Genomic DNA, 25,683 nt, shown 5'->3' on the forward strand with positions numbered 1-25,683 from the left:
GAGGGTCCTGAAGGGACGTTGAAGACGACGACGTTGATAGGCCGGGTGTGTAAGCGCAGCGATGCGTTGAGCTAACCGGTACTAATGACCCGTGAGGCTTAACCTTACAACGCCAGAGGCGTTTTTGAGAGACACGATTTTCAGTTTGTGACGGATAAAGAATTAGCAGAAGCGAAGAATTTTTCGTTTCGTGCACCAAGATTTGCCTGGCGGCTTTAGCGCGGTGGTCCCACCTGACCCCATGCCGAACTCAGAAGTGAAACGCCGTAGCGCCGATGGTAGTGTGGGGCCTCCCCATGCGAGAGTAGGGAACTGCCAGGCATCAAATTAGTTCCTTTTCCCCTGACAAGGAAAACAACAGGAACAGACAGCTATCAGCCATCCGCTGACAGCTGTGAAAGAACCGGTGGAGCGGTAGTTCAGTTGGTTAGAATACCTGCCTGTCACGCAGGGGGTCGCGGGTTCGAGCCCCGTCCGTTCCGCCACTTAATTGGAAAGCCCTGACTTAACGGTCAGGGCTTTTTCCATTGCAGCAAATACTGCCCGGAAAGCCCTCCCTGAACGCAGGCATCCTCACCGGACCTGGGCGCATCTCAGATGCGCCACGGTTGTTCAGCACTCCACTCGCTGAGGAAGTCAATAAAAGCGCGCACACGCTGGCTGACGCCAGTATCACTGTAATAAACCGCATTGAACGGCATCTCGACCGGCAGGCGTTGATCTGCCAGCACTTCAACCAGCGTTCCCTCCGCAATTTCACGATCGATCATATATTCCGACAGACAGGCGATACCATTACCTGTGAGACAGAGCTGTTTAATCGTCTCTCCGCTGTTGGAGGATAAAGCCCAGTCGATATCATAGAGCTCACCGCTGTCACGGGCGACGGGCCAGCGATTAAGCCGGGGCGAGTCCTCAAAGCCCAGGCAGTGATGACGATCAAGCTCAGCCACGGTGTGCGGCACGCCATGCTCCCGAAGATAGGCGGGCGACGCAACCAGTTTACGAAAGCTGTTAAACAGCAGACGGGCGCGCAGGGTAGAATCAGTCAGATTACCGGCGCGGATAGCGATATCCACTTTTCGCTCAATGAGGTTGATAAAACTTTCCGAGGAGATTAACGAAAGCCTCACCCCTGGATAGCGGGCACGGAAAGGCTTTATCATCGGCATCAGCAAATGCAGAATTACCGGCGTCGCGGCATCAACGCGCAAAAGGCCTTTTGGCTCCTGCAGGCTCTCAATCAGGTCGCTCTCCGCCGTCGTCATCTCCTGCAAAAAGCGCTGAACATGACGAAAATAACGCTCTCCCTCCTGCGTCAGTGCCAGCTGCCGGGTGGTGCGGGTGAGCAGGGCGATGCCCAGCTTGTTCTCCAGCTTTTTAATCGTTCTGCTGACGGCTGAGTTCGCCATCTGCAGCTGTTCAGCAGCGCGACTGAAACTTCCGCTTTCTACTACGCTGACAAACACTTTTAGTTCGTCAGAAGATGCCTTCATTTAACCTCCCTGCACGGACGTGGCGATGACGCGACGCGGTGGCCGATGGTGCTGTGGTTCCAGTATAGAAGTCTGGTCAGCAATGACCGCATGGATCATGCCTCCCCGCGTTTTGTTCAACGTCTGCAAAGGCGCTGTTTTATTCTGGAAAAGGGTGCTGAATTCTGACATTGACCTGCATCCATTGAAACCCCGGTCTAAAATCCCTATAACAGACAGGTGTTATCTGTTTTTGAATCATCAGCCAGGCGGGAAAGTGCGCAAAAAAACTTATGCAATGCGATATGTGGCTGGACAACCTGTGGAACAGATCTTTCCACCGGGTGCGATGCTCCATCTCGGTCAGGCACTGCCACCCGGCGCTCCCTTGCCCGCGCATCCGAATCTTAAGGTTCTGGTGTGGAACATCTTCAAGCAGCAGCGTGCAGACTGGATGTCGGTGCTGGAGGGGTTTGGTAAGGACGCGCACCTGGTTTTACTTCAGGAGGCGCAGACGACGCCGGAGCTGGTACGGTTTGCGACGAGTAATTATCTGGCTGCCGATCAGGTTCCCGCCTTTGTGCTGCCTCAGCACCCCTCTGGCGTGATGACGCTCGCTTCTGCCCATCCGGTCTACTGCTGCCCGCTGCGTGAGCGTGAGCCGCTGCTGAGGCTGGCTAAATCGGCGCTGGTCACGGCCTATCCTCTGCCCACCGGTGAAATGCTGATGGTCGTGAATATCCACGCGGTTAACTTCAGCCTGGGCGTCGACGTCTACAGCAAACAGCTGGGCCCGATAGGGGAGCAGATTATGCATCATCGCGGTCCGGTGATCATGGCCGGGGACTTTAATGCCTGGAGCCGTCAGCGCATTAACGCGCTCTACCGCTTTGCCCAGCGCATGAAGCTGGAAGAGGTGATGTTCACTGCCGACCACCGCCGTAAAGCGTTTGGTCGCCCGCTGGATTTTGTCTTTTATCGCGATCTCAGGGTGAGTGAGGCCTCAGTGCTGGTGACGCGGGCTTCCGACCATAATCCTTTACTGGTGGAGTTCAGTTCAGGACGGGAGTCCGGGGCAGACAGAAAAGAGTAAAGCGAGGGTACAGCGTAGAGGGCTGCGGATGAATAAAAGAAAAAGGCTGACAATTGTCAGCCTTTTCAACGTATCAGGTATCAGGTGTCGCGTTATTATTCACAAACAGCGTTAAATTATCGCCGGGCTGAATATCTTTCGCGCTGTCCAGCACACTGTTCCAGCGCATCACGTCTTTGATATTGACGCCGTGATGCCGTGCAATACTGTCAAGAGAATCACCCTTACGAACACGATAGGTGATGCTATTGCCGTTATCAGCCAGTCGGGTGCCATTCGAACCGATAGTCAGCGTCTGACCCGGTCGGATATCGGCACCGCGCAGGTTATTATCCTGCTTCAGTGTGGAGACGCTAACGCCAAGCTTCGCGGCGATACCCGAGAGCGTATCACCCCGTCGCACCTTGTACCCGCCGCTCGCACTCGCTTTAGCAAGCTGAGTTGGCTGTACCGCTGCGATGTCACCGGACGCCAGTGAGTTACGCAGTCTGGCGACGTTCGACTTCGGCACCATAATATAGTGCGGGCCGTTTGGCGCGGTTGCACCGCCTTTGTAGCCGGTATTGAAACTCTTCAGTTTCGTGAGCGACATACCTGCCATTTCGGCAGCCTGCGTCAGCTGTATCTGCTGACCCACTTCCACCCGTGCCAGTGCACGACTTTCGTTGGGTGTCGGCAGTTTGATACCGTAACGCTTGTTATGTTTGAGCAGTTCACTCAGAGCTAACATTTTCGGCACATACACCGTGGTTTCGCGTGGCAGCGATAAGTGCCAGAAGTCAGTCGGCTTACCGCGCGCCTTATTCTGTTTTATCGCTTTGAGTACACGTCCCTCACCGCTGTTGTATGCGGCAATGGTTAATAACCAGTCACCGTCAAACATGGTGTTAAGACGCTGCATCATATCCAGCGCAACCCGTGTGGATGCGACAACATCCCGTCGCCCATCGTAATACTGGTTCTGTTTCAGACCATAATTTCGACCCGTTGAGGCAACTATCTGCCAGATACCAGCGGCATTGGCGGATGAGGTTGCGCGAGGGTCAAAAGCGCTCTCCACTATGGGTAGCAGTACCAGTTCCATCGGCATTTTACGTTTCTGTATCTGCTCGACTATCCAGTACATGTACGGCTCTGCCCGTAATGTTACATCGTGGAGATAGCTCTTATTTTTTAAAAATTTACTTTTTTGTTCGCGGATTGCCGGGTTTTCCGGAATCCCCATCTTCAACTCGTCACTAATGAAACTCCAGAGATCTGCGTCTGCTGCGAGGCCAGTTCCATCTTCCTGCCATCGCGGCGACAAAAACTCGTCTCCGTACTTTCCATTTTCACCTTGACCAGCTGAAGACAGGCTCTGTGCATGCTGTTCGGGGATATTGGCATCGTTCCTCGACGCCTGACATCCTACCAGCAAGACTGAGGCGAGTAAGATCGCTTTAGCCTTCATGTGTGTGTCAATAGTTCGCTTAAAAGACGAGCAACTATACGTGACGACTTTTCACAACACAACCCGAAAAATCAAAAAGCGTCTTTCTTCTCGCGTAGAACGGCAAATGTGTGCCATACCGGTTCATCATTCACGTTAACGGTTAATGCCCTTTGCAAATCAACATCTTGCGTGCGGAGAAATAAATTTATTGACCGTTCGTGCCCCAGTTTTGTGGGCAGACTAATGCCATTTTCGGCGCGTAAGTCCTTAATTTTCTGATATTCGGCCATTATTTGCGGGTCATGGGGCAGAATAGCCGCAGAAAACTTCAGGTTAGATAAAGTATATTCATGCGCGCAGCAGACCAGCGTTTCCTCCGGAAGCTGATTAAGCTTTTGAAAGGATTCATACATCTGCTCTGCTGTACCTTCGAAAAGACGTCCGCAGCCACCCGAAAAGAGTGTGTCGCCACAGAAAAGATAAGGTGAGCTGTAATATGAGATATGTCCTAAAGTGTGACCAGGGGTATGAATCACCTCGAACGTCAGGCCGAGCACCGTTACCTGATCGCCCTCGCTGACCACCGTTCTGGCTCCTTTGGCGACCGTTTCCTGCGGACCGTAAACTTCGAGCGCCGGGAAATGCTCACACAGCGTTTTTACCCCACCCGTATGGTCGTTGTGGTGGTGAGTTAACAGAATCGCCACCGGCTGCCAGCCGTTAGAGGCCATTTTTTCTAATACCGGCTGAGCTTCACCGGGATCGACAATCAGACACTGACCTTCATCATTATTCAGCGTCCAGATGTAGTTGTCCTGCAACGCAGGAATATTGGTAAGATTCATCATCACCTCTAGCAGGTCGTAGGAATAAGGAAGAGCGTAAAGCATGAAGCCCGCGAAAACACGCCAGATTCTGAACGCTCCGCTATCGTGGCGCGATATGCCGTGGGGAGACTATTTCCGCGACGCGCTGACCCAGCAGCTTCAGCCTTACCTCGGAAAGCTTTATGGCTTTCATATGCTTAAGCTTGGCAACCTCAGCGCAGAAATCAACACCGAACACTGTGCTATTTCACATCAGGTCAACGTGGGCAGCGAGGGCGAGCTGTTACAGGTGCTGACTGACCCCCTGCAGCTTCCCTTTGAGTCGAAGTCGATTGATGCCTGTCTGCTGGCGCATACGCTGGCCTGGAGTCAGGACCCGCATCGGGTGTTGCGGGAAGTGGACAGGGTACTCATTGACGACGGCTGGATGATCATCAGCGGCTTCAATCCCTTCAGCCTGCTCGGGGTCACGAAAATGATTCCGGGGTTAGGCCGTAAGGCGCCCTGGAGCGGACGGATGTTCAGCCAGATGCGTCTGCTCGACTGGCTGAGCCTGCTGAACTATGAGGTGGTTTACCGCACCCGGTTTCAGGTGGTGCCGTGGCATCGGCAGGGGGGGAAACTGATCAGCGCCCACTTACCGGCGCTGGGGTGCCTGAATATTGTCGTGGCACGTAAACGCACCTTCCCGCTGTTGCCGACACGGGCGAAGAAGAGCATGAGTCCCAGCCAGATCCGCCAGACCGTCAATGCTACCCGCCAGTTCCGGCAGGCAGACGATCAGGACTCGCTCTTGTAACCGATATCTTCAAAGGCGGGATTTTCCGCCGCGCTGCGGGCCAGCACGTCGCAGCGCTCATTCTCGGGATGTCCCGCGTGGCCTTTAACCCACTCCCACTGAATCTTGTGGGTGCTGAGGGCCTGGTCGAGACGCTGCCAGAGGTCGACGTTCTTCACCGGTTTTTTATCCGCGGTTTTCCAGCCGCGTTTTTTCCAGTTATGGATCCAGCTGGTAATTCCCTGACGCACATACTGGCTGTCAGTACTGAGCACCACATCGCAGGGCTGCGTCAGCGCTTCAAGCGAAATAATGGCCGCCATCAGTTCCATCCGGTTATTGGTGGTGAGGCGATAGCCCGCGCTGAAGGTTTTCTCATGCTGGCCATAACGTAAAATCGCCCCGTAACCGCCGGGACCGGGATTTCCAAGACAGGATCCATCGGTGAATATTTCTACCTGTTTGCGCATCTCTGGTAGACTTCCTCTCAAAAACGTCAAGTCTGACATAAAACGGGTCTTATGAGCACTGCAAATAACCGCCAGATCGTACTCGATACTGAAACCACCGGCATGAACATGATCGGGGTCCATTATGAGGGGCACCGCATCATTGAGATTGGTGCGGTCGAGGTGATTAACCGTCGCCTGACCGGTAACAATTTCCATATGTACCTGAAGCCCGATCGGCTGGTCGATCCGGAAGCCTTCGGCGTTCACGGGATTGCAGATGAGTTCCTTGCCGACAAACCGATGTTCAGCGAGATTGCGGATGAGTTTCTCGACTATATCCGCGGCGCCGAGCTGGTGATCCATAACGCGCCGTTCGATATCGGCTTTATGGATTATGAGTTCTCAAAGCTGAATCGGGGCATTGAGAAAACCGAAACCTTCTGCAAAGTAACCGACAGCCTGGCGCTGGCGAGGCGCATGTTTCCCGGCAAGCGTAACAGCCTGGATGCGCTCTGCTCGCGTTATGAGATAGACAACAGCAAGCGAACGCTGCACGGCGCACTGCTCGATGCAGAGATCCTGGCGGACGTGTTCCTGACCATGACCGGCGGGCAGACCTCACTGTCGTTTTTATCCGAAAGTGAAAGCGCCCGTCAGGCGCAGGGCGAGAGCATTCAGCGCATCGTACGTCCCGCCTCGGCACTGCGCGTGGTGACGGCCAGCGACGAGGAGATCGTTGCCCATGAGTCACGTCTGGATCTGGTCATGAAAAAGGGCGGCAGCTGCCTGTGGCGCGGCTGAATGACGGAAATTTGTGGATAAAATCAACGGCGAGCTGAAAAAAACGGCAAACGATCGCGTCGTCAGGAAAAAGCGTTGACGCCGCAACGGCCTGCCATTACTATGCGCCTCGTTCTCGACGGGGAACAAAGCGCGGAGCGGTAGTTCAGTTGGTTAGAATACCTGCCTGTCACGCAGGGGGTCGCGGGTTCGAGCCCCGTCCGTTCCGCCAATCTCTTTAAAAAAGCCGATTCAGAAATGAATCGGCTTTTTGCTGTCTGCGATTCCGTGGCGGGTTACTCTTTCTGCGCCACGACCTCACCCTGCCAGCGCGCACTGTCTGCCGCTTCACGCTCTTCACGGGCGATAAAGCGGTAGCAGCCTGCCGCCAGACCGGCTCCGATAAACCAGCTGAAGTTCGCCACCTGATGCAGGGAAGGGATAAAGCTGATCACCAGGCAGATGGCCACCGACGGCAGCAGCGCGGCGATCGCTTTAGGGTTAAACCCGCCGCGATACCAGTACCGGCCCGCTGGCGTGGCGTTAAACAGGTCGTCGACCGAGATGCGTCCGCGTTTGATCAGGTAGAAATCAGTCAGCAGAATCCCGAACAGCGGCCCGATAAAGGAGCCCAGGACATCCAGGGTGTAGTGAATCAGTTCAGGCGACTGGAACAGGTTCCACGGCGTTAACAGCACCGAGCCCACCGCGGCGATCATCCCGCCGGTGCGGAAGCTGATTTTCTGCGGTGAACAGTTAGAGAAGTCGAAAGCAGGTGAGACGAAGTTCGCCACAATGTTGATGCCGATAGTGGCGGTAATCATCGTCAGTAGCCCAATCGCTACCGCCAGGTCGTTGCCGACCATGCTCACGGTCTCGATCGGATCGGTGATCATTTTACCAAACAGCGACTGGGTGCCCGACACGATGACCACCGTCACCACGGAGAAGAGCAGGAAGTTAAACGGCAGGCCCCAGCGGTTGCCACGACGGATCTCTGACATGCTTTTGCCGTAGCGGGAGAAGTCACCGAAATTCAGCAGCGGCCCGGAGAAGTAGGAGACGACCAGCGCGGTTGCGGTAATCATCTGCCACGTCTGCTCGCCCGGGGTGAGTGATTTACTGGCGAGGGTAAAAGAGATCCCATCAAAACCGGTCTTGTATACAATCCAGCCCGCCAGCGCCACCATCACCACATAGACAGCCGGACCTGCCACATCGATAAACCGTTTGATGGCGCTCATGCCGTGCCAGAAGACCATCGCCTGCAGCAGCCACATCACGCCAAAGCAGCACCAGCCCAGCAGCGACAGGCCAAGCCAGTGTGGCTCAGTCATTGAGTTCAGTGACGGGGCGAACTTCAGCAGAACCAGCATCAGCGCGTTCGCCGCCAGGTAGGTCTGGATGCCATACCAGGCAAAAGCGATCAGCCCGCGGATGACCGCCGGAATATTCGCGCCAAACACGCCAAACGCCTGACGGCAGATCACCGCATAGGGAACGCCTGCCATCTGGCTCGGTTTTGCCACCAGATTGGCACAGATCTGCACGATGCAGATCCCGGCCAGCAGGCAGAGCAGCACCTGCCAGCTGGCTAATCCCAGCGTGAAGAAGCTGGCCGCCACCACATAGCCGCCCATGCTGTGGACATCTGACATCCAGAACGAAAAAATGTTGTACCACGACCAGTTCTGGTCGCGGGTGGGCGCCAGATCGTCGTTACAGAGACGTGGGCTGTAACTGGCGTTAGCGTCAGAGGCCGTGCTGGCCACCGTGGAATGATTTGGCATGAAACCTGCTCCTCTACCCGAGAGTGAAATGAATAATCTGGTAAAGGGGTATTGCAGGATTCAGGCCAGATTTCTTTTCCTGTATACAATATTTGCTGTTCACGTATACGATATGTGGCGTACAGAGAGCTTCCGGAGCAGGTAATGACAAGTAAAACAGGCCAGCGAGACGCCGCCAGAACGCAGGATAAAGATGAAGGGATCTACCAGGCGCTGATGACCGCCATTGTGGAGCATCAGCTGCCGCCGGGCAGTAAACTGCCGGAAGAGGCGCTCTCCGGCGTGTTTGGAGTAAGCCGCACCGGCATTCGCAAAGTACTGCAGCGCCTTGCGGCGGTGCAAATGGTCACCCTGACGCCCAAACGTGGTGCGCAGGTCGCCACCCCTGGCGTTGAAGAGGCGCGGGAGATCTTCGCCACCCGCAGTTTAATGGAGTGCGCCAATCTGCACGCCGTGCTGGCCCATCTGCAGCCCCCGCATCTGGTGGCGCTGGAACAGCTTATCGCACAGGAGAATCAGGCACACGCCGCGCATGATGGCCCGGCAGCCATCCGGCTTTCGGCAGCCTTTCATATTCAGCTGCAGGCGATTTCCGGCAATCAGGTGCTCACCGGCATGGTGACCAGCCTGACGCAGCGCTCGTCGCTGGTGATTGCCGCCTATGGCGCGCCATGGCAGCGCGGCTGCCGCTGTGACGATCACACGCATCTGCTGACCCTGTTACGGGCACGTGCGCTGCAGCCACTGACTGAGGCGCTGCAGCACCATTTTGAGCATATTGTTTCCAGCCTGCACTTTGAGCGCAGCGGTGAAACGCTGCCCGACTTTTCACGACTGTTTGCCACGGGCAAAGGAGCGGCCTCATGAGCCTGATTCAGGTCATTAACCCCAACACCAGCCTGGCGATGACCGAAACCATCGCTCAGGCTGCCCGTGCGGTTGCCGCACCCGGCACCGACATTCTGGCCGTTTCACCCTCGCAGGGCGTGCCTTCCATTGAAGGGCATTTTGATGAGGCGATCGCGGCCATCGGGGTGCTGGAGCAGGTCAGGCTGGGGCGGGAACAGGGCGTCAGCGGACATGTGATTGCCTGTTTTGGTGACCCGGGGTTACTGGCGGCCCGCGAGCTGGCCAGCGGGCCGGTCATCGGTATCGCAGAAGCGGCGATGCACACCGCCACGATGCTGGCGACGCGCTTTTCGATTGTCACAACGTTGCCGCGTACGCTGGTGATAGCCCGTCATCTTCTGCAGCAGTATGGCTTTACCCATCACTGTGCCGCGCTGCATGCCATCGATCTGCCGGTGCTGGCGCTGGAGGATGGCAGCGGACTGGCGCAGGAAAAAGTGCGTGAGCGTTGCCTCCAGGCCAAACGGGAAGATGGCAGCGGCGCGATTGTGCTCGGCTGTGGCGGCATGGCGACGCTGGCCGCTTCCCTGACGCAGGAGCTGGGGCTGCCGGTGATTGATGGCGTCGGCGCGGCCGTAAAAATGGTGGAGTCGCTGGTGGCGCTTGGCTTTGGCACCAGCAAACATGGCGATCTGGCCTGGCCTTTGCAGAAACCTCTCTCAGGTGCGTTTCAGCATCTAAACTAACGGAACTTTCCAGACAGAAGACAGGAAGCGAGTAATGACTGACGCTGCAGAGAAGAAAGAGTACAGCTTTAACAAAAACTATCCGCGCGATTTGATCGGTTATGGTGCTCATCCGCCGCACGCCGCCTGGCCCAACAACGCCCGGGTGGCGGTGCAGTTTGTCCTGAATTACGAAGAGGGGGCGGAGAACAGCGTGCTGCACGGTGACGCCGGCTCCGAGCAGTTCCTCTCCGACATCATCGGTGCCGCCAGCTATGCCGACCGTCATATGTCGATGGAGTCACTCTATGAGTACGGCTCGCGCGCCGGTTTCTGGCGCATCCACAATGAATTTCAGAAGCGCGGTCTGCCGTTGACCGTGTTTGGCGTGGCGATGGCGCTGGCGCGTCACCCGGAGGTTGTCGAAGCGATTAAACAGGCGGACTACGATGTGGTCAGTCACGGCTGGCGCTGGCTCCACTATCAGGGCGTGGATGCGAAAACCGAACGTCAGCATATGCAGCAGGCAGTGGATGTGCTGACCGATCTGTTTGGGAAAGCCCCAACCGGCTGGTATACCGGACGTGACAGCCCGAACACGCGCCGGCTGGTGGTGGAGCAGGGCGGCTTCAGCTACGACAGCGATTACTATGGCGACGACCTGCCGTTCTGGACGCAGGTGACCTGTCAGGATGGCACGGTTAAGCCGCACCTGATTATTCCCTACACCCTGGAGTGCAATGACATGCGCTTTGCCTCGCCGCAGGGATTTAACACCGCCGAGCAGTTTTTCACCTACCTGCGTGACAGCTTCGATGTGCTGTATGAAGAGGGCGAGACCGCGCCGAAGATGATGTCGATCGGGATGCACTGTCGCCTGCTGGGGCGTCCGGGCAAATTCCGTGCGCTGCAGAATTTCCTCGACCACATTCAGCAGCATGACGACGTCTGGATCTGTACCCGCCAGCAGATCGCCGATCACTGGATCGCGACGCACCCGGCACCGTAGGCCGGTTCCGGTGCGTCGCCTCCCTCGGGCCAGGCGACGCACCGTCGATAATCAGCTCATCAGACTGACCTGGGCGGCCACAATGCACCAGCCGTGCGGCATGCGAACCCAGGTCTGCTGCTGACGGCCGATTTTATCACTGCCGGCACGGGTAAATTCGGTGCTGCAGACCGCATAATCCTCGCCAAAGGTGGTGATCACGGTATTCTGCAGCGTCCGGTCGAGGCCCGCAGCGGGGCGTGCAGCCCGGAAGGCGCGAATCTCATCAATGCCATACAAATTTTCACCGGCCCCAAGGCGCACGGTGCGCGGGTCGTGCCAGAAAAGCGCATCCAGTTCAGCCACGTCATTGCTCACCAGCGCCTTTTCGTAACGCCAGAACTGCGCCGTCACCTCGCTGACCACCTGCGGTAAATTAATCTCTCTGTTCATCAGGCTCCTGCCATCGTGATTTGCGGCAGGGTGATGCCGCGTTGTTCCAGTGTCCAGGCGGCACGTAATGCCGCCGCTTCATTAAACGGGCGGGCGATAAGCTGTAACCCAATCGGCAGGCCGCTTCGGGTCGCCAGCGGAACGGTACAGACCGGCAGTCCCAGGAAGGAGATGGGCTGCGTCAGCATCCCCATGCTCGCTTTGGCGGGCAGCGACTCACCCTGAATTGACAGCGTCTGCTGACCGATGGTGATCGCGCTGCAGGGGGTTGCCGGGGCGATCAGCACATCGAAGCGATCAAACAGCGGCAGCACCTGCTGCTGGAAATGACGACGGAAGCGCTGGGCCTGCACATACCAGGCGCCGGGCATCATCGCGCCGGCCAGCAGACGCTCGCGTGAGTTGGGTTCAAACACCTCAGGCTTCTGACGCAGGGCAGGCAGATAGTGATTCCCCCCCTCGGCGGCGGTCATGATAAAGGCTGCCGAACGCGCCAGCTCCGCCTCCGGCATCACCACCTCCTCCTGCGCCTCCAGCGCGGCTGCGACGGTGGCCACCGCCGCGCGGGCGTCCTCATCGCACCAGCGGGCAAAAAAACCGCCCAGCACGCCACAGCGCAGCCCTTCACTGCCCTGCGACAGGCCGGGCAGCGTGGCCTCTGGCGGCCGGACGGCCTGAAACGCATCTGCGGGGTCTGCGCCCTGCAGCAGGTCATAAACCAGCGCCAGGTCTTCCACCCGCCGGGCCAGCGGGCCGATATGATCGAGGCTGGCAACAAAGGGGTGGCTGCCGCTGCGTGACAGTCGGCCAAAAGTGGGTTTCAGGCCAAAAATGCCGCACAGCGACGCGGGCACCCGGATTGAGCCGTTGGTATCGGTGCCCAGCGAAAAGTGAACCAGCCCGGCGGCCACGGCGGCAGCCGACCCCCCGGACGAGCCGCCCGCGACGCGGCTTAAATCGCGTGGGTTACGGGTCGGGCCGTAATGGCTGTTCTCGGTGGTGAAACCATAGGCGTAGGCATCCATGTTCAGCATGCCCGACAGCAGCGCGCCTGCGTGGCGCAGTTTGCCGATGGCGAAGGCATCCGCCTGCGCCGCAGGGCGGTCGCTGAACAGCCTCGCCCCTGCCAGCGTGCTGTGACCCGCCACATCAAACAGGTTCTTCACCGCATAGGGAATGCCCGCCAGCGGGGGCAGGGGCTCACCGCGCTGCCGCTGCGCATCAACCGCGCTGGCTTCTTTCAACATGCGAGGCCCGGTGATTTCCGTCCAGGCATTCAGCGCCGGGTTGTGCTGCTCAATCGCCTGCAGCGTCTGTTCGGCCACCTCGCGAGCGCTGATCTCACCCTGGCGGATTGCCTGCTGCAGCGTCTGAATCGAAACTTCACCTGTTTTCATGCCTGATACACTCCCGCCACTTCCAGCCGGTCATCAAGCGGAAACGCCATCAGTGGTGCGGCCATCTCCGCGATACGCGACAGCTGGATTAGCAGCTCGGCGCGGCGGGGATCGTCCAGCGTCAGTTGCAGGATCTGCTCCATATGGCCGATGTAGCTGGCCCACTCATGTTCATTCATGATTCACTCCTGTTTAAAAACCGGCGGCGCTGCCGTTACTGCGCGGATCGCTCGCGCCTTCAAACATGCCATTGCAGTGACGCACAATGGCACCCGCATGACCCACGGATTCGCTGAAGTCCGGCAGGCGTTCTACCTCGTGCCCCCACTGGCGCAGCTGTGCGACGGTTGCGTCGGCAATGCGGCCTTCCAGCTTCAGCGAGTCTGATGACTGGCCCCAGGTACGCCCCAGCAGCCAGCGCGGTGCACTGACCGCCTGCTGTAGCGGCAACCCCTGAATCACATGGCGGGTAAAGATCGCTGCCTGGGTCTGCGGCTGACCATCTCCGCCCATTGCGCCATAAACCAGCGTCCGGCCATCTTTCAGCCGTGCGGCGGCGGGGTTCAGGGTATGGAAGGGCTGTTTGCCGGGTGCCAGCGCCAGCAGATGTTCAGGATCGAGGCTGAACGCGGCTCCCCGGTTCTGCCAGGTGATGCCCGTGCCGGGCAGGACGACCCCGCTGCCAAACTCGTGATAGATGCTCTGAATAAAGGAGACGGCAAGCCCGCTGCTGTCCATCACACCCATCCAGACCGTATCGCCCGGCCCGCGGCCGCTGCCCCAGTTTGCCGCCTCGCCATCTTTGATCTGGCTGGCGAGGGTGGCGAGGGCGTCCTCAGCCAGCAGCGCCTGCACATCTTCGGTGACATAACGCGGATCGGTAATGTGCCGGTCGCGCAGCGCAAAGGCTTTTTTGGTGGCTTCCACGATGCGGTGCACCGTCTGCGCCTCGTCAGCCCCGGCCATCTCCAGGCGATCGGTAATGCCAAGGATCGCCAGCGAGACGAGGCCCTGGGTCGGCGGGGCGATATTCCAGATGTCGCCTTCGCTGTGTGCGAGGTGCAGGGGCGTGGTGCGACGGGCGCGATGCTGCTGCAGATCGGCCAGGGTGACCGGCATGCCAAGCGTGGCCATTTCATCAGCCATATGGTGCGCCAGCGGGCCGCGATAGAAGCTGTCCAGCCCCTGTTCGGTAAGCTGGCTCAGTGTCTGTGCCAGCGCAGGCTGGGTAAAACGGCTGCCAGGCTGCGGCACCTCGCCATCAGGCATAAAGGTGGCGCTGAAGCCGGGCTGATGCTGTAACTCACTGCGGAAGTTCGTCGTGGCGGCGGTCTGAGAAGCGGTGACCGGAATACCGTCCGCGGCGTAGCGAATCGCATCGCGCAGCAGACGCGCCAGCGGCAGCAGCGGGCTGCCGGATTCAGCGGCGAGGGTCAGCGCCTCATGCCAGCCGCTGACCGTACCGGCGACGGTCAGCGCCGCTTTCGGCCCGCGATGAGGGATTCTGGGGTGACCGGCATAAAAATCCGGATGCGCCAGCGAACCGGCGGCACCGCTGGCGTCGATAGCGACGGGATCGCCGCCGGGTGGCAGGATCAGCCAGAACCCATCCCCGCCCAGCCCATTCATGTGCGGGTAGACCACGGCGATAGTCGCGGCTGCCGCCACCATCGCTTCAATGGCGTTGCCGCCGTCACGCAGCACCGCCAGCGCGCTCTCACTCGCCAGATGGTGCGGCGTCACCGCCATGCCCATCGGCGCCATATTACTCTGAATCATCTTTTTCTCGTTCTTCGGGTAACAGAACCGATAGCAAAGCAAGAGCTGTTCCAGTTTTTAGCCTGAGCTGACATTGCGCCGGTTAACCTGGCGTAAATTGTGCTAGCTTCTGCTGAAACAAAAGTTACAGGGTGCGATATGAAACAGCTTGATGAACGACTCCGGAGTCACTATCCCCAGCTCTCGCCGCAGGAGCAGCGCATTGCCGACTTCGTGTTTGACCACTTCGATGATCTGATCAGCTACAACAGCGCCGAGCTGGCGCGGCTCAGCGGCGTGTCGAAAGCCACGGTCAGCAGGCTGTTTAAACGTCTGGGATATGAGAAGTACAAGGATATGCGCGATGAGCTGCGCATCCTGCGTCAGAGCGGCATGCCGCTGACCGATAACCGGGATGCGGTGCAGGGCAACACGCTGCTGGCGCGCCACTACAAGCAGGAGATGGCGAACCTGACACAGTGGGTCAACAGCCTGGATGCCCGTCAGTTTAACGATGTGATCCAGCAGCTGGCGCAGGCGAAGCGCGTCTTTATCATCGGCATGCGCAACGCCTATCCGGTGGCGCTGCATCTGCGACAGCAACTGGTGCAGGCGCGCTCGCAGGTCTTTATTCTGCCGCAGCCAGGCCAGACGCTGGCAGAGGAGCTGGTGGATATCACCCCGGAGGATATGGTGGTGGTGATGGCGTTTCGCCGCCGCACCCGTATCATCCGTCCGCTGATGCAGCAGCTTCAGGCGGCCGGAATACCGCTGCTGGCGCTGTGTGAGCCGCAGGCGCAGACGGTCACTGCGCTGGCACGCTGGCAACTCTGCACGCCGCTCGACAGCGTTTCCGCCTTCGACAGCTATGGCTCGGCCATGAGTCTGATTAACCTGATTGCCAATGCGCTGCTGCATGAAATGCTGGCGCAGGGGCGGCAGCGTATTCATCAGATCGCCGATCTCTACCAGCAGTTCGACGAGCTGGAGCACCGTTAACAGGCACCATTTTGGTGCTTTGCCCCATTTCAGCACACGCCCGCCCGCGGCGTAATCCTCCCCGGTTACGCCCCTTTTTCAGTGAACTCTATGCCGCTTAACCCTTTTTCCGCCGCTGCCCTTGTTGGCACATTAGTTGCAGATTGCCTGTTAAAGAATCTTTTGTTTCATCACATTTCACCGGGGTGCATAATGAAAAAAGTTTTAATGGCGGTTGCAACAGCGGCATTACTGATGGCACAGGCGGGAAGCGCACTGGCCGATCAACTGCAGGACATTCAGAAGCGCGGTGTGATCCGCGTGGCCGTTCCGCAGGATTTCCCGCCGTTTGGCTCGGTCGGTACCGATCTGCAGCCGCAGGGGTATGACATCGACATGGCGAAATACCTGGCGAAGCAGATGAAACTTAAGTTGCAGCTGGTGCCGGTCAGCAGCGCCAACCGGGTGCCTTATCTGCAAACCGACAAGGTCGATCTGGTGATCTCCAGCATGGGTAAAAATGCGGAGCGTGAAAAAGTGATCGACTTTACCCGCGCCTATGCGCCGTTCTTCCTGGGCGTCTTCGGACCGAAAGGTGACGAGATCAAAGCGGCCAGCGCGCTGAGCGGCAAGTCGATTGGCGTTACCCGCGGCGCGGTGGAGGATATGGTGCTGAGCGAAGTGGCACCGAAAGATGCGCAGGTGAAACGTTACGAAGATAACAACACCACCTTATCGGCGTATCTCTCTGGCCAGGTGCAGTATGTCGCCACCGGCAACCTGGTGGTCGCCGCCATTGCCCGCCAGAATCCGGAAAAAGCGCCGGTCGCTCAGTTTATGCTGAAAGATTCGCCCTGCTTTATCGGTCTGAAGAAAGATGAGCCTGCGCTGAAGGCGAAGGTGAATGCGCTGATTGAGCAGGGGATTAAAGATGGCACCCTGAACAAGCTGTCCGAAGAGTGGCTGAAAGCGCCACTGCCCGCCAGCCTGGGCGCATGAGGACAGATTCATGACCGGGCAACTTAACTTTCCCGCGTTGTGGCCCTACTGGCCGGAGCTGCTTTCCGGCCTCTGGGTCACCATTCAGCTGACGCTGCTGGCGACCACCGGTGGGGTGGCGATTGGCATCGCAGGCGCGGCGCTGCGCAGCGGTAAACCGGGCTGGCTGAGCCGCCTCTGGGGCCTCTATGTCGAGCTGATCCGTAATACGCCATTTGTGGTGCAGCTGTTCTTTATCGTTTTCGGTCTGCCGAATCTGGGGCTGAAACTCACCGCCGGTGAGGCGGCGCTGCTGGCGATGCTGATCAACCTGGGCGCTTACAGCACCGAGATCATCCGTGCCGGCATCCAGGTGACCCCGAAAGGGCAGTGGGAAGCGGGGCGGGTGCTGGGATTGACCCGTAGCCAGACCTTTCTGCGGGTGGTGTTACCCCCTGCGCTGCAGCGGATTTATCCGGCGCTGGTGAGCCAGTGCATTATCGTGATGCTGGGGTCGTCGGTGGTGTCGCAGGTCTCCTACGAGGAGCTGACCTTCGCCGCCAACCTTATTCAGTCACGCACGTTTCTGAGCTTTGAGGTTTATCTGGTGACCACGCTGATCTACCTGGCGTTGTCGATTGCGATGCGCCATCTGCTGCTGGCGATAGGCCGTAAATGGTTTGGAGTGCAGCCCTCATGATGACGACCTTTACCGACTGGGACATCGTGCGCAACCTGCTGCTGGCGGCGCGCTGGACCCTGTTACTGTCGCTGGTAGCCTTTGTCGGCGGAACCCTGGTGACGCTGCCTCTGCTGCTGCTGCGTCTGCTGCAGCGCAAATGGCTGACGCGTGCGATACGGGGTTACACCGCGCTGTTTCAGGGAACCCCGCTGCTGATGCAGCTGTTTCTGGCCTTTTTTGGCGTCGGCTTATTTGGCATTGATGTGGCACCCTGGACGGCCGCCTCGCTGGCGCTGACCTTCTACACCAGCGCCTTTCTGGTGGATATCTGGTACGGCAGCATCCGCGCCCTGCCGAAAGGGCAGTGGGAAGCGTCACGCTGCCTCGGCCTGACCTTTGGTCAGACGCTGTGGCGGGTGGTTGCACCGCAGGCGATCCGCATCGGCATCGCCCCGACGGTAGGTTTTGCCGTACAGGTTATCAAGGGCACCGCGCTGGCGTCGATTATCGGGTTTATCGAGCTGACCAAGGCGGGCACGATTCTGAACAACGTGACCTACCAGCCGTTTAAAGTTTTCGGGCTGGTGGCGCTGGGCTACTTCCTGATGTGTTATCCGCTGTCTCGCTACAGCCAGTATCTGGAGAAAAAATTCAATGCCGCTCATCACCATTAATCAGGTGCAAAAATATTACGGCGACAACCATGTGTTGAAAGGCGTGGATCTGGATATCGACATGGGAGAGGTGATCTCGATCATCGGTCGCAGCGGATCGGGCAAAAGCACGCTGCTGCGCTGTATGAACGGGCTGGAAGGCTATCAGGAGGGCAGCATCAAGCTCGGCGGCATGACCATCACCAGTCGTGACTCGCAGGCGCGTGAGATCAGCCGCTCGATTGGCATGGTGTTTCAGAACTTCAACCTCTTCCCGCACATGACGGCGCTGGAAAACGTCATGCTGGCACCGCGCCGCGTGCTGAAGAAAAGCGACGCTGAATGCCGGGCGCTGGCGACGCAGATGCTGGAGAAGGTGGGGCTGGGCGAGCGCCTTAACTATTACCCTGCCAGCCTCTCGGGCGGCCAGCAGCAGCGCGTGGCGATCGCCCGTGCGCTGGCGATGACGCCCAAAGTTTTACTCTGTGATGAGATCACCTCTGCGCTGGATCCCGAACTGGTGGGCGAAGTCCTGAAAGTGCTGGAGCAGCTGGCAGCGGAAGGCATGACGCTGATCCTCGTCACGCATGAAATGAATTTCGCCCGCGACGTGGGCGATCGAGTGGTCTTTATGCATCAGGGGCGCGTCTGGGAGCAGGGCGACAGCAAAACGCTGTTTGCGCAGCCGCAGTCGCCGGAGCTGAAGCAGTTTATCTCTTCAGTGCGTCTCTGAGTCTTAAAAAAGGAAACCCGCATGGATATCAATCATTACCCGCAAATTAATCCGCCACAGCGTCTGCTGATGGGACCCGGCCCGATCAACGCCGATCCGCGCGTGCTGCGCGCCATGTCGAGTCAGCTGCTGGGGCAGTACGACCCCGCGATGACCCACTACATGAACGAAGTGATGGCGCTCTATCGCGGCGTATTTCGCACCGAAAACCGCTGGACGCTGCTGGTTGATGGCACCTCCCGCGCCGGTATCGAAGCGATTCTGCTCTCCGCTATCCGGCCTGGGGATAAGGTGCTGGTGCCGGTGTTTGGCCGCTTCGGCCATCTGCTGTGCGAGATCGCCCGCCGCTGTCGGGCAGACGTCCACACCATCGAAGTGCCGTGGGGCGAGGTCTTTACCCCCGATCAGATTGAAGAGGCGATTAAAAAAGTGCGGCCACGCCTGCTGCTCACGGTGCAGGGCGACACCTCCACCACCATGCTGCAGCCGCTGGCGCAGCTGGGTGCTATCTGTAAGCAGTATGGCGTGCTGTTCTACACCGATGCTACCGCGTCGCTGGCGGGTAACGCGCTGGAAACGGATGCCTGGGGACTGGATGCCGTCTCGGCGGGGATGCAGAAATGTCTGGGCGGGCCTTCCGGCACCTCGCCGATCACCCTGAGCGCAGAGATGGCCGCGGTGATCCGCAAACGTAAATGCGTGGAGCAGGGGATCCGCACCGAGGCGCATCAGGATGGCGAGGAGGAGATGATCTACTCCAACTATTTCGATCTCGGCATGATCATGGATTACTGGGGGCCGGAGCGACTCAATCACCATACCGAAGCGACCAGCGCGCTGTTTGGCGCGCGCGAATGTGCCCGCCTGATCCTGCAGGAGGGGCTGGACAACGGCATCGCCCGTCACAAACTGCATGGTGACGCGATGCTGAAGGGGATTCAGGGGATGGGGCTGGAAACCTTCGGCGACCTGAAAAACAAAATGAACAACGTGCTGGGCGTGATGATCCCGTCAGGCGTAAACGGCGACCAGGTGCGCAAGCTGATGCTGGAGGATTTCGGCATTGAGATCGGCACCTCGTTTGGCCCACTGCATGGCAAGGTCTGGCGTATCGGCACCATGGGCTACAACGCGCGTAAAGATTGCGTGCTGCAGACGCTGGCCGCGCTGGAAGCGGTGCTGACTCACCTGGGGTATCGCACGCCGCAGGGCGCGGGAGCTCAGGCCGCCTGGGATCACTACGGGAGCCAGGCATGATGATGAGCGCCAGCGAAGCCCTCGCTGCTGCACAGCGCGTCATGGCGCGCTGTGATGCGCTGGCAGCGATTAGCGAAACGACGGAGGGCCTGACCCGCGTCTATCTGTCGCCGGAACATCTGCGCGCCAACGCCTGCGTAGGGGAGTGGATGCAGGCGGCGGGGATGACGGTCTGGCAGGATGAAGTCGGCAATATCTGTGGCCGCTACGAGGCAGCCGAAGCGGGGGCGCCCGCGCTGCTGCTCGGTTCGCATCTCGACACGGTACGTAACGCCGGTCGCTACGACGGAATGCTGGGCGTGCTCAGCGCCATCGAAACCGTACAGTGGCTTCATGAGCACCAGTGCCGTCTGCCGCTGGCGATAGAGGTGATCGGTTTCGGTGATGAAGAGGGAACCCGCTTTGGCATCACGCTGCTTGGCAGCCGCGGTATTACCGGCAGCTGGCCGCAAAGCTGGGTAACCCATCCCGATGGCAACGGCATTACCGTGGCGCAGGCGATGGCGGATGTCGGGCTCGACAGTGCGCAAATCGGTGCGGCGGCCCGACGGATAGAGGATATCGTCGGCTATCTTGAACTGCACATTGAGCAGGGCCCCTGCCTGGAGCAGGAGGATCTGGCGCTGGGCGTGGTCACGGCCATCAACGGGGCGCGTCGTCTTCACTGCCGTTTTACCGGTGAAGCGGGCCATGCCGGCACGGTGCCGATGACCCACCGCAAAGATGCGCTGGCCGCAGCCGCCGAGTGGATGGTGTTTATTGAGCAGACCACCCGTGAGCAGGACCCGCAGCTGGTCGCCACCGTCGGCACCCTCAGCTGTGCCCCGGGGGCGGTGAATGTTATCCCTGGCGAGGTGTCGCTGTCGCTGGATGTGCGCGGTCCGCTCGATCATCCGCTGGAGACCCTGCTCTCCACGCTGTTAACCCAGGCCGGGGCGATTGCGCTGCGGCGTGGAGTGCAGTTTACGTCGAACGAATTTTATCGCATCGGAGCCACCGCCTGTGACTCGGCGCTGCAGCAGGCGCTGAGCCATGCGGTTGAAACGGTGCAGGGGCGCAGCCTGTCGCTGCCAAGCGGAGCCGGACATGACGCCATCGCCATTGCTGAACGCTGGCCGGTCGGTATGCTGTTTGTGCGAAATCATCGCGGCATCAGCCATCATCCGGCCGAGTCTGTCGCGGTGCAGGATGTGGCACCGGCGCTGCAGGCCTATCTGCAGGCGGTCACGCTGATCGCCGGACGGAGCTGAAAATGGAATTAACCACGTTTAATCAGCTGCCGGCCGACGAGGCGCTGGCGGCTATCCGGCATTGTGTGGCGATCCCGCACTGGCAGCTGTCGCTGGTGGCCGCTCGTCCGTTTGCCACCACAGACGCGCTGCTGACCCGCGCCGACACGCTGGCCCGCCAGTGGCAGCAGCCCGATCTGGCGGCGGCGCTGTCGGCGCATCCGCGCATCGGCGAACGCGCCCGGGGCGCAGACAAAGAGGCGACGCTGTCGCGCGGCGAGCAGTCCGCCATGCAGCAGGCCGATCACGCCCTGCAACAGGCGATGCAGCAGGGTAATGAGGCCTATGAGGCGCGCTTTGGCCGGGTCTTTCTGATTCGCGCGAAAGGGCGCAGCGGCGAGGAGATGCTGGCAGCGTTGCAGCGCCGTCTGCAGAATGACGATCAGGCTGAACAGCAGGAGGCGCTGGATCAGCTGCGTGAAATCACACTGTTACGCCTCAGGGAGACGATTCAATGAGTACCGTTACCACGCATATTCTCGACACGGCGCTGGGAAAACCGGCCAGTGGGGTGGCCATCTCGCTGGAGCAGAACAGCCCGGAGGGGTGGTTTCCCGTCTCTCAGGGTGAAACGGACAGCGACGGACGACTGAAAAATCTGACCCCGGAGCCGCTGACGCCGGGGCACTACCGCCTGACCGCTGAAATCGGCGACTATTTTGCTGCCGCCGGTCGGGATGCGCTCTACGTCAGCGCGCAGATCGATTTCATGATTGCCGAGGCGGGCAGCCATTTCCATCTGCCGTTTCTGATTTCCCCCTGGTCCTGGTCAACCTACCGCGGCAGCTGAGCCGGCCGTTTACAGCGAAAAGCGATCCGCATCCTGCCAGGCGGGGAAGCGTTCGCGGTAAGCGTGCAGCGCCTCCAGCGACAGCGTCGCATCCAGGCGGGCGCGCTGATGTGGCTCCGCCGCACTCAGGATCTCGCCCTGCGGCGAAATAATCTGGCTGTCGCCGCTGTAGTGATGCTGATTGCCATCACTGCCGACGCGGTTGCAGCCTGCGACATATGCCTGATTCTCAATCGCCCGCGCTAACAGCAGCGCCTGCCAGTGTAAGGCGCGAGGCGCTGGCCAGTTGGCGACATAGAGCGCCAGATCGTAGTCGTTGCGGTTGCGGGAGAAAACCGGGAAGCGCAGGTCGTAACAGATCTGTGGCAGGATGCGCCAGCCACGCCACGCCACCACCTGACGCGCTTCGCCGGGCTGATAGTGGTGATGTTCATCTGCCATGCGGAACAGATGCCGCTTGTCATACTGGTGCAGCGTGCCATCCGGCTCCACCAGCAGGAAACGGTTCACCGCGCCGTTTTCGGTCTGGATCGCCGCGCTGCCGCCCACCAGCGCATCGCAGCGGCGGGCATGCTGATGCAGCCACTCCACCACCCGCGACTGCGGCAGCGAGCTTTTCGCAGCCTCCATCGCAAAGCCGGTGGTAAACATCTCGGGCAGAATAATCAGATCGCGTCCGGTGAGTCCGGCCAGCTGTTCGTCAAAATGGCGCAGGTTGGCTTCGCCATCCATCCAGCTCAGCGTCTCCTGCAAAAGCGTGATTTTTAAAGCTGACATAAGCGCTCCGCGGCAGCATCTAACGTCGCCGGCTGTTTAGCAAAACAGAGGCGGATCAGTTTATGAGGAAAAGGATCGGCGCAGAACACCGACAGAGGAATCGCGGCGACGCCCACTTCGCGGGTCAGCCACTGGCAGAAACTGACATCATCCAGATCGGAGATCGCGCTGTAATCCACCAGCAAAAAGTAGGTGCCCTGGCACGGTAAAACCCTGAAGCGGCTGTGACGCAGTGCATTCGCCAGCCGATCGCGGCGGTCGCGATAGAAGGCGGGCAGAGCCTGATAGTGTTCCGGATGCTCACGCAGCATATCGGCAATTGCCAGCTGCGCCGGGGTATTGACCGAGAAGGTCAGATACTGATGCACCTTACGCAGTTCAGCGCTGATCGCCGCCGGGGCAATGCAGTAGCCCACCTTCCAGCCGGTCATGTGAAAGGTTTTGCCAAACGACGACACCGCGATGGCGCGCTGACGCAGGTCAGGATGGGCCAGCACGCTGGCGTGGCCCGCTTCATCAAAACAGATATGCTCGTAAACTTCATCGCTCAGCACGTAGACCGGTCGCGCAGCAATCGCCTGCCACAGCGCGGCAAAATCCTGCTGCTGCCAGACGGTGGCTGACGGGTTGTGCGGGGTGTTCAGGATCACCAGCCGGGTTTTATCACTCAGCAGCCCGGCAAACGCCTGCCAGTCTGGCCGGAAGGCGGGCGGCTGCAGCGCAATACGTTTCATGACGCCGCCCGAGAGCGTGACCGCCGGGGCATAGCTGTCGTAGCTGGGATCAAAGCAGATCACCTCATCGCCCGGACGCACCAGCGCGGTAATCGCCGCATAGAGCGCTTCAGTTGCGCCCGCCGTCACCGTAATCTCCGTTTCCACATCAGGCTGATAGTCATAAAGCCGCGCGGTTTTCTCCGCGATCGCCTGACGCAGCGGCAGCGCCCCGGTCATCGGCGCGTACTGGTTCGCGCCCTGGCTGACGTGATAGGCCAGCCGCTGTTGCAGATAGTCCGGGCCGCTGAAATCGGGGAAGCCCTGAGAGAGGTTGATGGCATTATGCTGCTGCGCCAGCGCACTCATCTGGCTGAAAATCGTGGTGCCGAGCGCCGGAAGTTTGCTCTCGGGGATCAGGTTGTGCTGCGTCATGATGTCAGGCCTTAAGCGCGAAGAGAGAAGCGGGATCACCCGGGGTTTGTGCCACTATAAACAGGATGGTAGTATTTGGCAATCAAGACGCTTAGACGTCTAAATGCTTTGTGCTCCGCGCGTCAGCGGCGTTGGCCGCGCTTGCTTACCCGGGTCACTTACTCATGTAAGCTCCCCGGGATAAGCGCGCTTGCCGCCTTGCTGACACACGGATCATTTCGCCTTTAACTGCTTTATGCTTCGCGCAACAGCGGCGCTGGCAGCGCCTGCTTACGTGGTATCACCTTTCACCGCAAGGAACCTTTATGTCGCAGAGTCATCCGTTAGATCAGCTGGTTGCCGCCTGTCACTGGATAGGCATGAAAGGCTGGGCTCCGGCCACCGGCGGGAATATGTCGGTACGCCGCGACGGGTATGTCTGCCTGCTGAGCGAATCGGGCAAAGATAAGGGCACGCTGACGCGTGATGACTTTATCGAGGTCGATATCGCCACCAGCCAGTCGCTGTCGGGCCGTAAGCCCTCGGCAGAAACCGGCCTGCACACGCTGATCTATCGCCTCTTTCCTGAAGCGGGCGCGGTGCTGCACACCCATACGGTCAATGCCACGGTGCTGTCGCGGGTGGAGCAGGGCGCGGCGCTGCTGCTGCACGGCTATGAGATGCAAAAATCGCTAAGCGGTCAGCATACCCATCTGGACACGGTGGCGATCCCCGTGTTCGACAACAGTCAGGATATCGTGGCGCTGGCGTCAGAGATTGAAGATTACGCCGCCCGATTTCCGCTGCGTTACGGCTTCCTGCTGCGCGGCCACGGCCTGACCTGCTGGGGCGAAGATGTCAGCGAAGCGCGCCGCCATCTGGAAGGTCTGGAATTTTTATTTGAATGTGAACGTCAACGTCGCCTGCTGGAGAAAGCATGATCCGCGCCATTGTTACTGATATTGAAGGCACCACCAGCGATATTCGCTTTGTGCACAACATCCTGTTCCCCTATGCCCGTCAGCATCTGGCGGACTTTCTGCGAGAGCATCAGCATCAGCCAGAGGTCGCGGCGGCGCTGCAGTCGGTGCGGGAAGAAGCGGGGCAGCCGCAGGCCGATCTGGCGGCGGTCATCGCGATCCTGTCCGATTTTATGGATCAGGATCGCAAATCCACCGGGCTGAAAGCGCTGCAGGGCATGATCTGGCGTGATGGCTATCTTAATGGCAGTTTTACCGGCCATCTCTATCCCGATGTGCTACCTGCGTTACGCCGCTGGCAGGCGCAGGGCATTGAACTCTATGTATATTCCTCCGGTTCGGTTGCGGCGCAGAAATTGTTATTTGGCTACAGCGACGAAGGTGATATTACTGACATCTTCAGCGGCTACTTTGATACGCACGTCGGCGCCAAACGCGAGGTGACAGCCTATCGCACGATCGCCGCTGAGATCGGGCAGCCAGCGGAGCAGCTGCTGTTCCTCTCTGATATTCGTCAGGAGCTGGATGCCGCCGCGGAGGCGGGCTGGCAGACGATACAGTTACTGCGTGGCGAGGCGGACAGCGAGAGCCGTCATCGTCAGGTGACGGATTTTTCCCAGATTAACCCGGAGTCGATTTAGC

Annotated in this window: 28 protein-coding genes, 2 tRNA genes and 2 rRNA genes; 21 read left to right on the forward strand and 11 right to left on the reverse strand. The window is 59.2% G+C overall.

The features are described from left to right. From AC1V0D_RS00005 to AC1V0D_RS00015, 3 genes are all read left to right on the forward strand, one after another. Window positions 1-106 (forward strand): 23S ribosomal RNA (locus AC1V0D_RS00005); the annotation flags it as partial. A 99-nt stretch (window positions 107-205) separates the two neighbouring features. Further along, window positions 206-321: ribosomal RNA gene (gene rrf / locus AC1V0D_RS00010) — 5S ribosomal RNA — on the forward strand. A gap of 87 nt (window positions 322-408) precedes the next feature. After that, window positions 409-485, forward strand: a tRNA-Asp gene (locus AC1V0D_RS00015). Window positions 486-593: 108 nt separating this feature from the next. Here the strand turns inward: AC1V0D_RS00015 and yafC are convergent. Further along, complete coding sequence (yafC, locus tag AC1V0D_RS00020) at window positions 594-1,496, reverse strand: DNA-binding transcriptional regulator YafC (protein WP_009091951.1); 903 nt, start codon at window positions 1,494-1,496, stop codon at window positions 594-596. Window positions 1,497-1,752: 256 nt separating this feature from the next. On the opposite strand from yafC, the gene AC1V0D_RS00025 reads away from it, so the two are divergent. After that, window positions 1,753-2,568, forward strand: coding sequence for an endonuclease/exonuclease/phosphatase family protein (locus AC1V0D_RS00025; RefSeq protein ID WP_033736606.1), 816 nt, complete (start codon window positions 1,753-1,755; stop codon window positions 2,566-2,568). Between the two features lie 73 nt (window positions 2,569-2,641). Here the strand turns inward: AC1V0D_RS00025 and mltD are convergent, their stop codons facing one another. Both mltD and gloB read right to left on the reverse strand, forming a co-directional pair. Beyond that, a complete protein-coding gene (gene mltD / locus AC1V0D_RS00030) occupies window positions 2,642-4,018 on the reverse strand; it encodes a murein transglycosylase D (protein WP_033736400.1) in 1,377 nt (458 codons plus the stop codon). Between the two features lie 71 nt (window positions 4,019-4,089). Continuing rightward, window positions 4,090-4,845, reverse strand: a complete 756-nt coding sequence (gloB, locus tag AC1V0D_RS00035) for a hydroxyacylglutathione hydrolase (RefSeq protein ID WP_482907387.1) — start codon at window positions 4,843-4,845, stop codon at window positions 4,090-4,092. A gap of 43 nt (window positions 4,846-4,888) precedes the next feature. Here gloB and AC1V0D_RS00040 point away from each other — a divergent pair, with 43 nt between their 5' ends. Further along, the gene (locus AC1V0D_RS00040) at window positions 4,889-5,626 is read left to right on the forward strand and encodes a class I SAM-dependent methyltransferase (RefSeq protein ID WP_482906784.1); all 738 of its coding nucleotides are present in this window, start codon (window positions 4,889-4,891) and stop codon (window positions 5,624-5,626) included. On the opposite strand, the gene rnhA is transcribed toward AC1V0D_RS00040, so the two are convergent. Then, window positions 5,608-6,075, reverse strand: coding sequence for a ribonuclease HI (rnhA, locus tag AC1V0D_RS00045; RefSeq protein WP_009091940.1), 468 nt, complete (start codon window positions 6,073-6,075; stop codon window positions 5,608-5,610). The two genes, AC1V0D_RS00040 and rnhA, sit on opposite strands and share 19 nt — an antisense overlap. Window positions 6,076-6,126: 51 nt before the next feature. Here rnhA and dnaQ point away from each other — a divergent pair, with 51 nt between their 5' ends. Together dnaQ and AC1V0D_RS00055 are read left to right on the forward strand one after the other, a co-directional pair. Next, complete coding sequence (gene dnaQ / locus AC1V0D_RS00050; protein WP_009091938.1) at window positions 6,127-6,858, forward strand: DNA polymerase III subunit epsilon; 732 nt, start codon at window positions 6,127-6,129, stop codon at window positions 6,856-6,858. A 134-nt stretch (window positions 6,859-6,992) separates the two neighbouring features. Next, window positions 6,993-7,069 (forward strand) — tRNA-Asp (locus AC1V0D_RS00055). A 64-nt stretch (window positions 7,070-7,133) separates the two neighbouring features. Here AC1V0D_RS00055 and AC1V0D_RS00060 read toward each other — a convergent pair. Then, window positions 7,134-8,627, reverse strand: coding sequence for an NCS1 family nucleobase:cation symporter-1 (locus AC1V0D_RS00060; RefSeq protein ID WP_046101291.1), 1,494 nt, complete (start codon window positions 8,625-8,627; stop codon window positions 7,134-7,136). Between the two features lie 144 nt (window positions 8,628-8,771). On the opposite strand from AC1V0D_RS00060, the gene AC1V0D_RS00065 reads away from it, so the two are divergent. From AC1V0D_RS00065 to puuE, 3 genes are read left to right on the forward strand one after another with little or no spacing between them, the layout of a single operon-like run. Then, the gene (locus tag AC1V0D_RS00065) at window positions 8,772-9,494 is read left to right on the forward strand and encodes a GntR family transcriptional regulator (protein ID WP_009091934.1); all 723 of its coding nucleotides are present in this window, start codon (window positions 8,772-8,774) and stop codon (window positions 9,492-9,494) included. Then, entirely contained in the window at window positions 9,491-10,222 is a 732-nt protein-coding gene (gene hpxA / locus AC1V0D_RS00070; RefSeq protein ID WP_426607530.1) for an allantoin racemase, read from the forward strand. Before AC1V0D_RS00065 ends, hpxA begins: the two co-directional genes overlap by 4 nt. A 34-nt stretch (window positions 10,223-10,256) precedes the next feature. Further along, window positions 10,257-11,210, forward strand: a complete 954-nt coding sequence (gene puuE / locus AC1V0D_RS00075) for an allantoinase PuuE (RefSeq protein ID WP_009091930.1) — start codon at window positions 10,257-10,259, stop codon at window positions 11,208-11,210. A gap of 51 nt (window positions 11,211-11,261) precedes the next feature. On the opposite strand, the gene hpxZ is transcribed toward puuE, so the two are convergent. The 4 genes from hpxZ to AC1V0D_RS00095 are packed head-to-tail and all read right to left on the reverse strand — an operon-like array spanning window position 11,262 to window position 14,818. Then, on the reverse strand, window positions 11,262-11,642 hold the full coding sequence (gene hpxZ / locus AC1V0D_RS00080) for an oxalurate catabolism protein HpxZ (protein WP_307744351.1): 381 nt from the start codon (window positions 11,640-11,642) through the stop codon (window positions 11,262-11,264). Next, window positions 11,642-13,039, reverse strand: a complete 1,398-nt coding sequence (locus AC1V0D_RS00085; protein WP_482906785.1) for an AtzE family amidohydrolase — start codon at window positions 13,037-13,039, stop codon at window positions 11,642-11,644. The genes hpxZ and AC1V0D_RS00085 overlap by 1 nt, the downstream gene beginning before the upstream one ends. Next, entirely contained in the window at window positions 13,036-13,218 is a 183-nt protein-coding gene (gene hpxX / locus AC1V0D_RS00090) for an oxalurate catabolism protein HpxX (RefSeq protein ID WP_009091925.1), read from the reverse strand. Before hpxX ends, AC1V0D_RS00085 begins: the two co-directional genes overlap by 4 nt. A gap of 13 nt (window positions 13,219-13,231) precedes the next feature. Then, window positions 13,232-14,818, reverse strand: coding sequence for a gamma-glutamyltransferase family protein (locus tag AC1V0D_RS00095; RefSeq protein ID WP_482906786.1), 1,587 nt, complete (start codon window positions 14,816-14,818; stop codon window positions 13,232-13,234). 138 nt (window positions 14,819-14,956) lie between these two features. Between AC1V0D_RS00095 and hpxU the strand changes: the two genes are divergently transcribed. From hpxU to uraH, 9 genes are all read left to right on the forward strand, one after another. Further along, window positions 14,957-15,796, forward strand: coding sequence for a MurR/RpiR family transcriptional regulator HpxU (gene hpxU, locus AC1V0D_RS00100; protein ID WP_009091922.1), 840 nt, complete (start codon window positions 14,957-14,959; stop codon window positions 15,794-15,796). Between the two features lie 192 nt (window positions 15,797-15,988). Beyond that, window positions 15,989-16,774: a transporter substrate-binding domain-containing protein gene (locus tag AC1V0D_RS00105; protein WP_009091921.1), complete on the forward strand. Its 786-nt coding sequence runs from the start codon at window positions 15,989-15,991 to the stop codon at window positions 16,772-16,774. A 10-nt stretch (window positions 16,775-16,784) separates the two neighbouring features. Beyond that, window positions 16,785-17,453 carry an amino acid ABC transporter permease gene (locus tag AC1V0D_RS00110; protein WP_009091920.1) on the forward strand — a complete coding sequence of 223 codons (669 nt, stop codon included), beginning with the start codon at window positions 16,785-16,787 and terminating at the stop codon, window positions 17,451-17,453. Beyond that, window positions 17,453-18,109, forward strand: coding sequence for an amino acid ABC transporter permease (locus AC1V0D_RS00115; protein ID WP_009091919.1), 657 nt, complete (start codon window positions 17,453-17,455; stop codon window positions 18,107-18,109). Before AC1V0D_RS00110 ends, AC1V0D_RS00115 begins: the two co-directional genes overlap by 1 nt. Continuing rightward, a complete protein-coding gene (locus AC1V0D_RS00120) occupies window positions 18,090-18,821 on the forward strand; it encodes an amino acid ABC transporter ATP-binding protein (protein ID WP_009091918.1) in 732 nt (243 codons plus the stop codon). The genes AC1V0D_RS00115 and AC1V0D_RS00120 overlap by 20 nt, the downstream gene beginning before the upstream one ends. Window positions 18,822-18,842: 21 nt before the next feature. Next, the gene (locus AC1V0D_RS00125) at window positions 18,843-20,078 is read left to right on the forward strand and encodes a pyridoxal-phosphate-dependent aminotransferase family protein (protein WP_482906787.1); all 1,236 of its coding nucleotides are present in this window, start codon (window positions 18,843-18,845) and stop codon (window positions 20,076-20,078) included. Further along, a complete protein-coding gene (gene hpxK, locus AC1V0D_RS00130) occupies window positions 20,075-21,328 on the forward strand; it encodes an allantoate amidohydrolase (protein WP_058956403.1) in 1,254 nt (417 codons plus the stop codon). Before AC1V0D_RS00125 ends, hpxK begins: the two co-directional genes overlap by 4 nt. A gap of 2 nt (window positions 21,329-21,330) precedes the next feature. Next, window positions 21,331-21,825 (forward strand): 2-oxo-4-hydroxy-4-carboxy-5-ureidoimidazoline decarboxylase, encoded by a 495-nt coding sequence (gene uraD / locus AC1V0D_RS00135; RefSeq protein ID WP_482906788.1) that lies wholly within the window; start codon window positions 21,331-21,333, stop codon window positions 21,823-21,825. Continuing rightward, window positions 21,822-22,157: a hydroxyisourate hydrolase gene (uraH, locus tag AC1V0D_RS00140; protein ID WP_482906789.1), complete on the forward strand. Its 336-nt coding sequence runs from the start codon at window positions 21,822-21,824 to the stop codon at window positions 22,155-22,157. The genes uraD and uraH overlap by 4 nt, the downstream gene beginning before the upstream one ends. A gap of 9 nt (window positions 22,158-22,166) precedes the next feature. Here the strand turns inward: uraH and AC1V0D_RS00145 are convergent, their stop codons facing one another. Then, entirely contained in the window at window positions 22,167-22,934 is a 768-nt protein-coding gene (locus AC1V0D_RS00145) for an amidohydrolase (RefSeq protein WP_482906790.1), read from the reverse strand. After that, the gene (locus AC1V0D_RS00150; RefSeq protein WP_058956400.1) at window positions 22,922-24,082 is read right to left on the reverse strand and encodes a pyridoxal phosphate-dependent aminotransferase; all 1,161 of its coding nucleotides are present in this window, start codon (window positions 24,080-24,082) and stop codon (window positions 22,922-22,924) included. Before AC1V0D_RS00150 ends, AC1V0D_RS00145 begins: the two co-directional genes overlap by 13 nt. Window positions 24,083-24,387: 305 nt before the next feature. Between AC1V0D_RS00150 and AC1V0D_RS00155 the strand changes: the two genes are divergently transcribed. Together AC1V0D_RS00155 and mtnC are read left to right on the forward strand one after the other, a co-directional pair. Further along, complete coding sequence (locus AC1V0D_RS00155) at window positions 24,388-25,002, forward strand: methylthioribulose 1-phosphate dehydratase (protein WP_482906791.1); 615 nt, start codon at window positions 24,388-24,390, stop codon at window positions 25,000-25,002. Further along, window positions 24,999-25,682 carry an acireductone synthase gene (gene mtnC, locus AC1V0D_RS00160; protein WP_009091909.1) on the forward strand — a complete coding sequence of 228 codons (684 nt, stop codon included), beginning with the start codon at window positions 24,999-25,001 and terminating at the stop codon, window positions 25,680-25,682. The genes AC1V0D_RS00155 and mtnC overlap by 4 nt, the downstream gene beginning before the upstream one ends. The last annotated feature ends 1 nt before the right edge of the window (window position 25,683 follow it).

It is taken from the genome of Pantoea sp. PA1 (genome assembly GCF_056856975.1).

Coding starts and splice junctions, on each gene's coding strand:
- yafC (WP_009091951.1), bottom strand. CDS start 1,496: ATGAAGGCATCTTCTGACGAACTAAAAGTGTTTGTCAGCGTAGTAGAA.
- mltD (WP_033736400.1), bottom strand. CDS start 4,018: ATGAAGGCTAAAGCGATCTTACTCGCCTCAGTCTTGCTGGTAGGATGT.
- gloB (WP_482907387.1), bottom strand. CDS start 4,845: ATGAATCTTACCAATATTCCTGCGTTGCAGGACAACTACATCTGGACG.
- AC1V0D_RS00040 (WP_482906784.1), top strand. CDS start 4,889: ATGAAGCCCGCGAAAACACGCCAGATTCTGAACGCTCCGCTATCGTGG.
- rnhA (WP_009091940.1), bottom strand. CDS start 6,075: ATGCGCAAACAGGTAGAAATATTCACCGATGGATCCTGTCTTGGAAAT.
- dnaQ (WP_009091938.1), top strand. CDS start 6,127: ATGAGCACTGCAAATAACCGCCAGATCGTACTCGATACTGAAACCACC.
- AC1V0D_RS00060 (WP_046101291.1), bottom strand. CDS start 8,627: ATGCCAAATCATTCCACGGTGGCCAGCACGGCCTCTGACGCTAACGCC.
- AC1V0D_RS00065 (WP_009091934.1), top strand. CDS start 8,772: ATGACAAGTAAAACAGGCCAGCGAGACGCCGCCAGAACGCAGGATAAA.
- hpxA (WP_426607530.1), top strand. CDS start 9,491: ATGAGCCTGATTCAGGTCATTAACCCCAACACCAGCCTGGCGATGACC.
- puuE (WP_009091930.1), top strand. CDS start 10,257: ATGACTGACGCTGCAGAGAAGAAAGAGTACAGCTTTAACAAAAACTAT.
- hpxZ (WP_307744351.1), bottom strand. CDS start 11,642: ATGAACAGAGAGATTAATTTACCGCAGGTGGTCAGCGAGGTGACGGCG.
- AC1V0D_RS00085 (WP_482906785.1), bottom strand. CDS start 13,039: ATGAAAACAGGTGAAGTTTCGATTCAGACGCTGCAGCAGGCAATCCGC.
- hpxX (WP_009091925.1), bottom strand. CDS start 13,218: ATGAATGAACATGAGTGGGCCAGCTACATCGGCCATATGGAGCAGATC.
- AC1V0D_RS00095 (WP_482906786.1), bottom strand. CDS start 14,818: ATGATTCAGAGTAATATGGCGCCGATGGGCATGGCGGTGACGCCGCAC.
- hpxU (WP_009091922.1), top strand. CDS start 14,957: ATGAAACAGCTTGATGAACGACTCCGGAGTCACTATCCCCAGCTCTCG.
- AC1V0D_RS00105 (WP_009091921.1), top strand. CDS start 15,989: ATGAAAAAAGTTTTAATGGCGGTTGCAACAGCGGCATTACTGATGGCA.
- AC1V0D_RS00110 (WP_009091920.1), top strand. CDS start 16,785: ATGACCGGGCAACTTAACTTTCCCGCGTTGTGGCCCTACTGGCCGGAG.
- AC1V0D_RS00115 (WP_009091919.1), top strand. CDS start 17,453: ATGACGACCTTTACCGACTGGGACATCGTGCGCAACCTGCTGCTGGCG.
- AC1V0D_RS00120 (WP_009091918.1), top strand. CDS start 18,090: ATGCCGCTCATCACCATTAATCAGGTGCAAAAATATTACGGCGACAAC.
- AC1V0D_RS00125 (WP_482906787.1), top strand. CDS start 18,843: ATGGATATCAATCATTACCCGCAAATTAATCCGCCACAGCGTCTGCTG.
- hpxK (WP_058956403.1), top strand. CDS start 20,075: ATGATGATGAGCGCCAGCGAAGCCCTCGCTGCTGCACAGCGCGTCATG.
- uraD (WP_482906788.1), top strand. CDS start 21,331: ATGGAATTAACCACGTTTAATCAGCTGCCGGCCGACGAGGCGCTGGCG.
- uraH (WP_482906789.1), top strand. CDS start 21,822: ATGAGTACCGTTACCACGCATATTCTCGACACGGCGCTGGGAAAACCG.
- AC1V0D_RS00145 (WP_482906790.1), bottom strand. CDS start 22,934: ATGTCAGCTTTAAAAATCACGCTTTTGCAGGAGACGCTGAGCTGGATG.
- AC1V0D_RS00150 (WP_058956400.1), bottom strand. CDS start 24,082: ATGACGCAGCACAACCTGATCCCCGAGAGCAAACTTCCGGCGCTCGGC.
- AC1V0D_RS00155 (WP_482906791.1), top strand. CDS start 24,388: ATGTCGCAGAGTCATCCGTTAGATCAGCTGGTTGCCGCCTGTCACTGG.
- mtnC (WP_009091909.1), top strand. CDS start 24,999: ATGATCCGCGCCATTGTTACTGATATTGAAGGCACCACCAGCGATATT.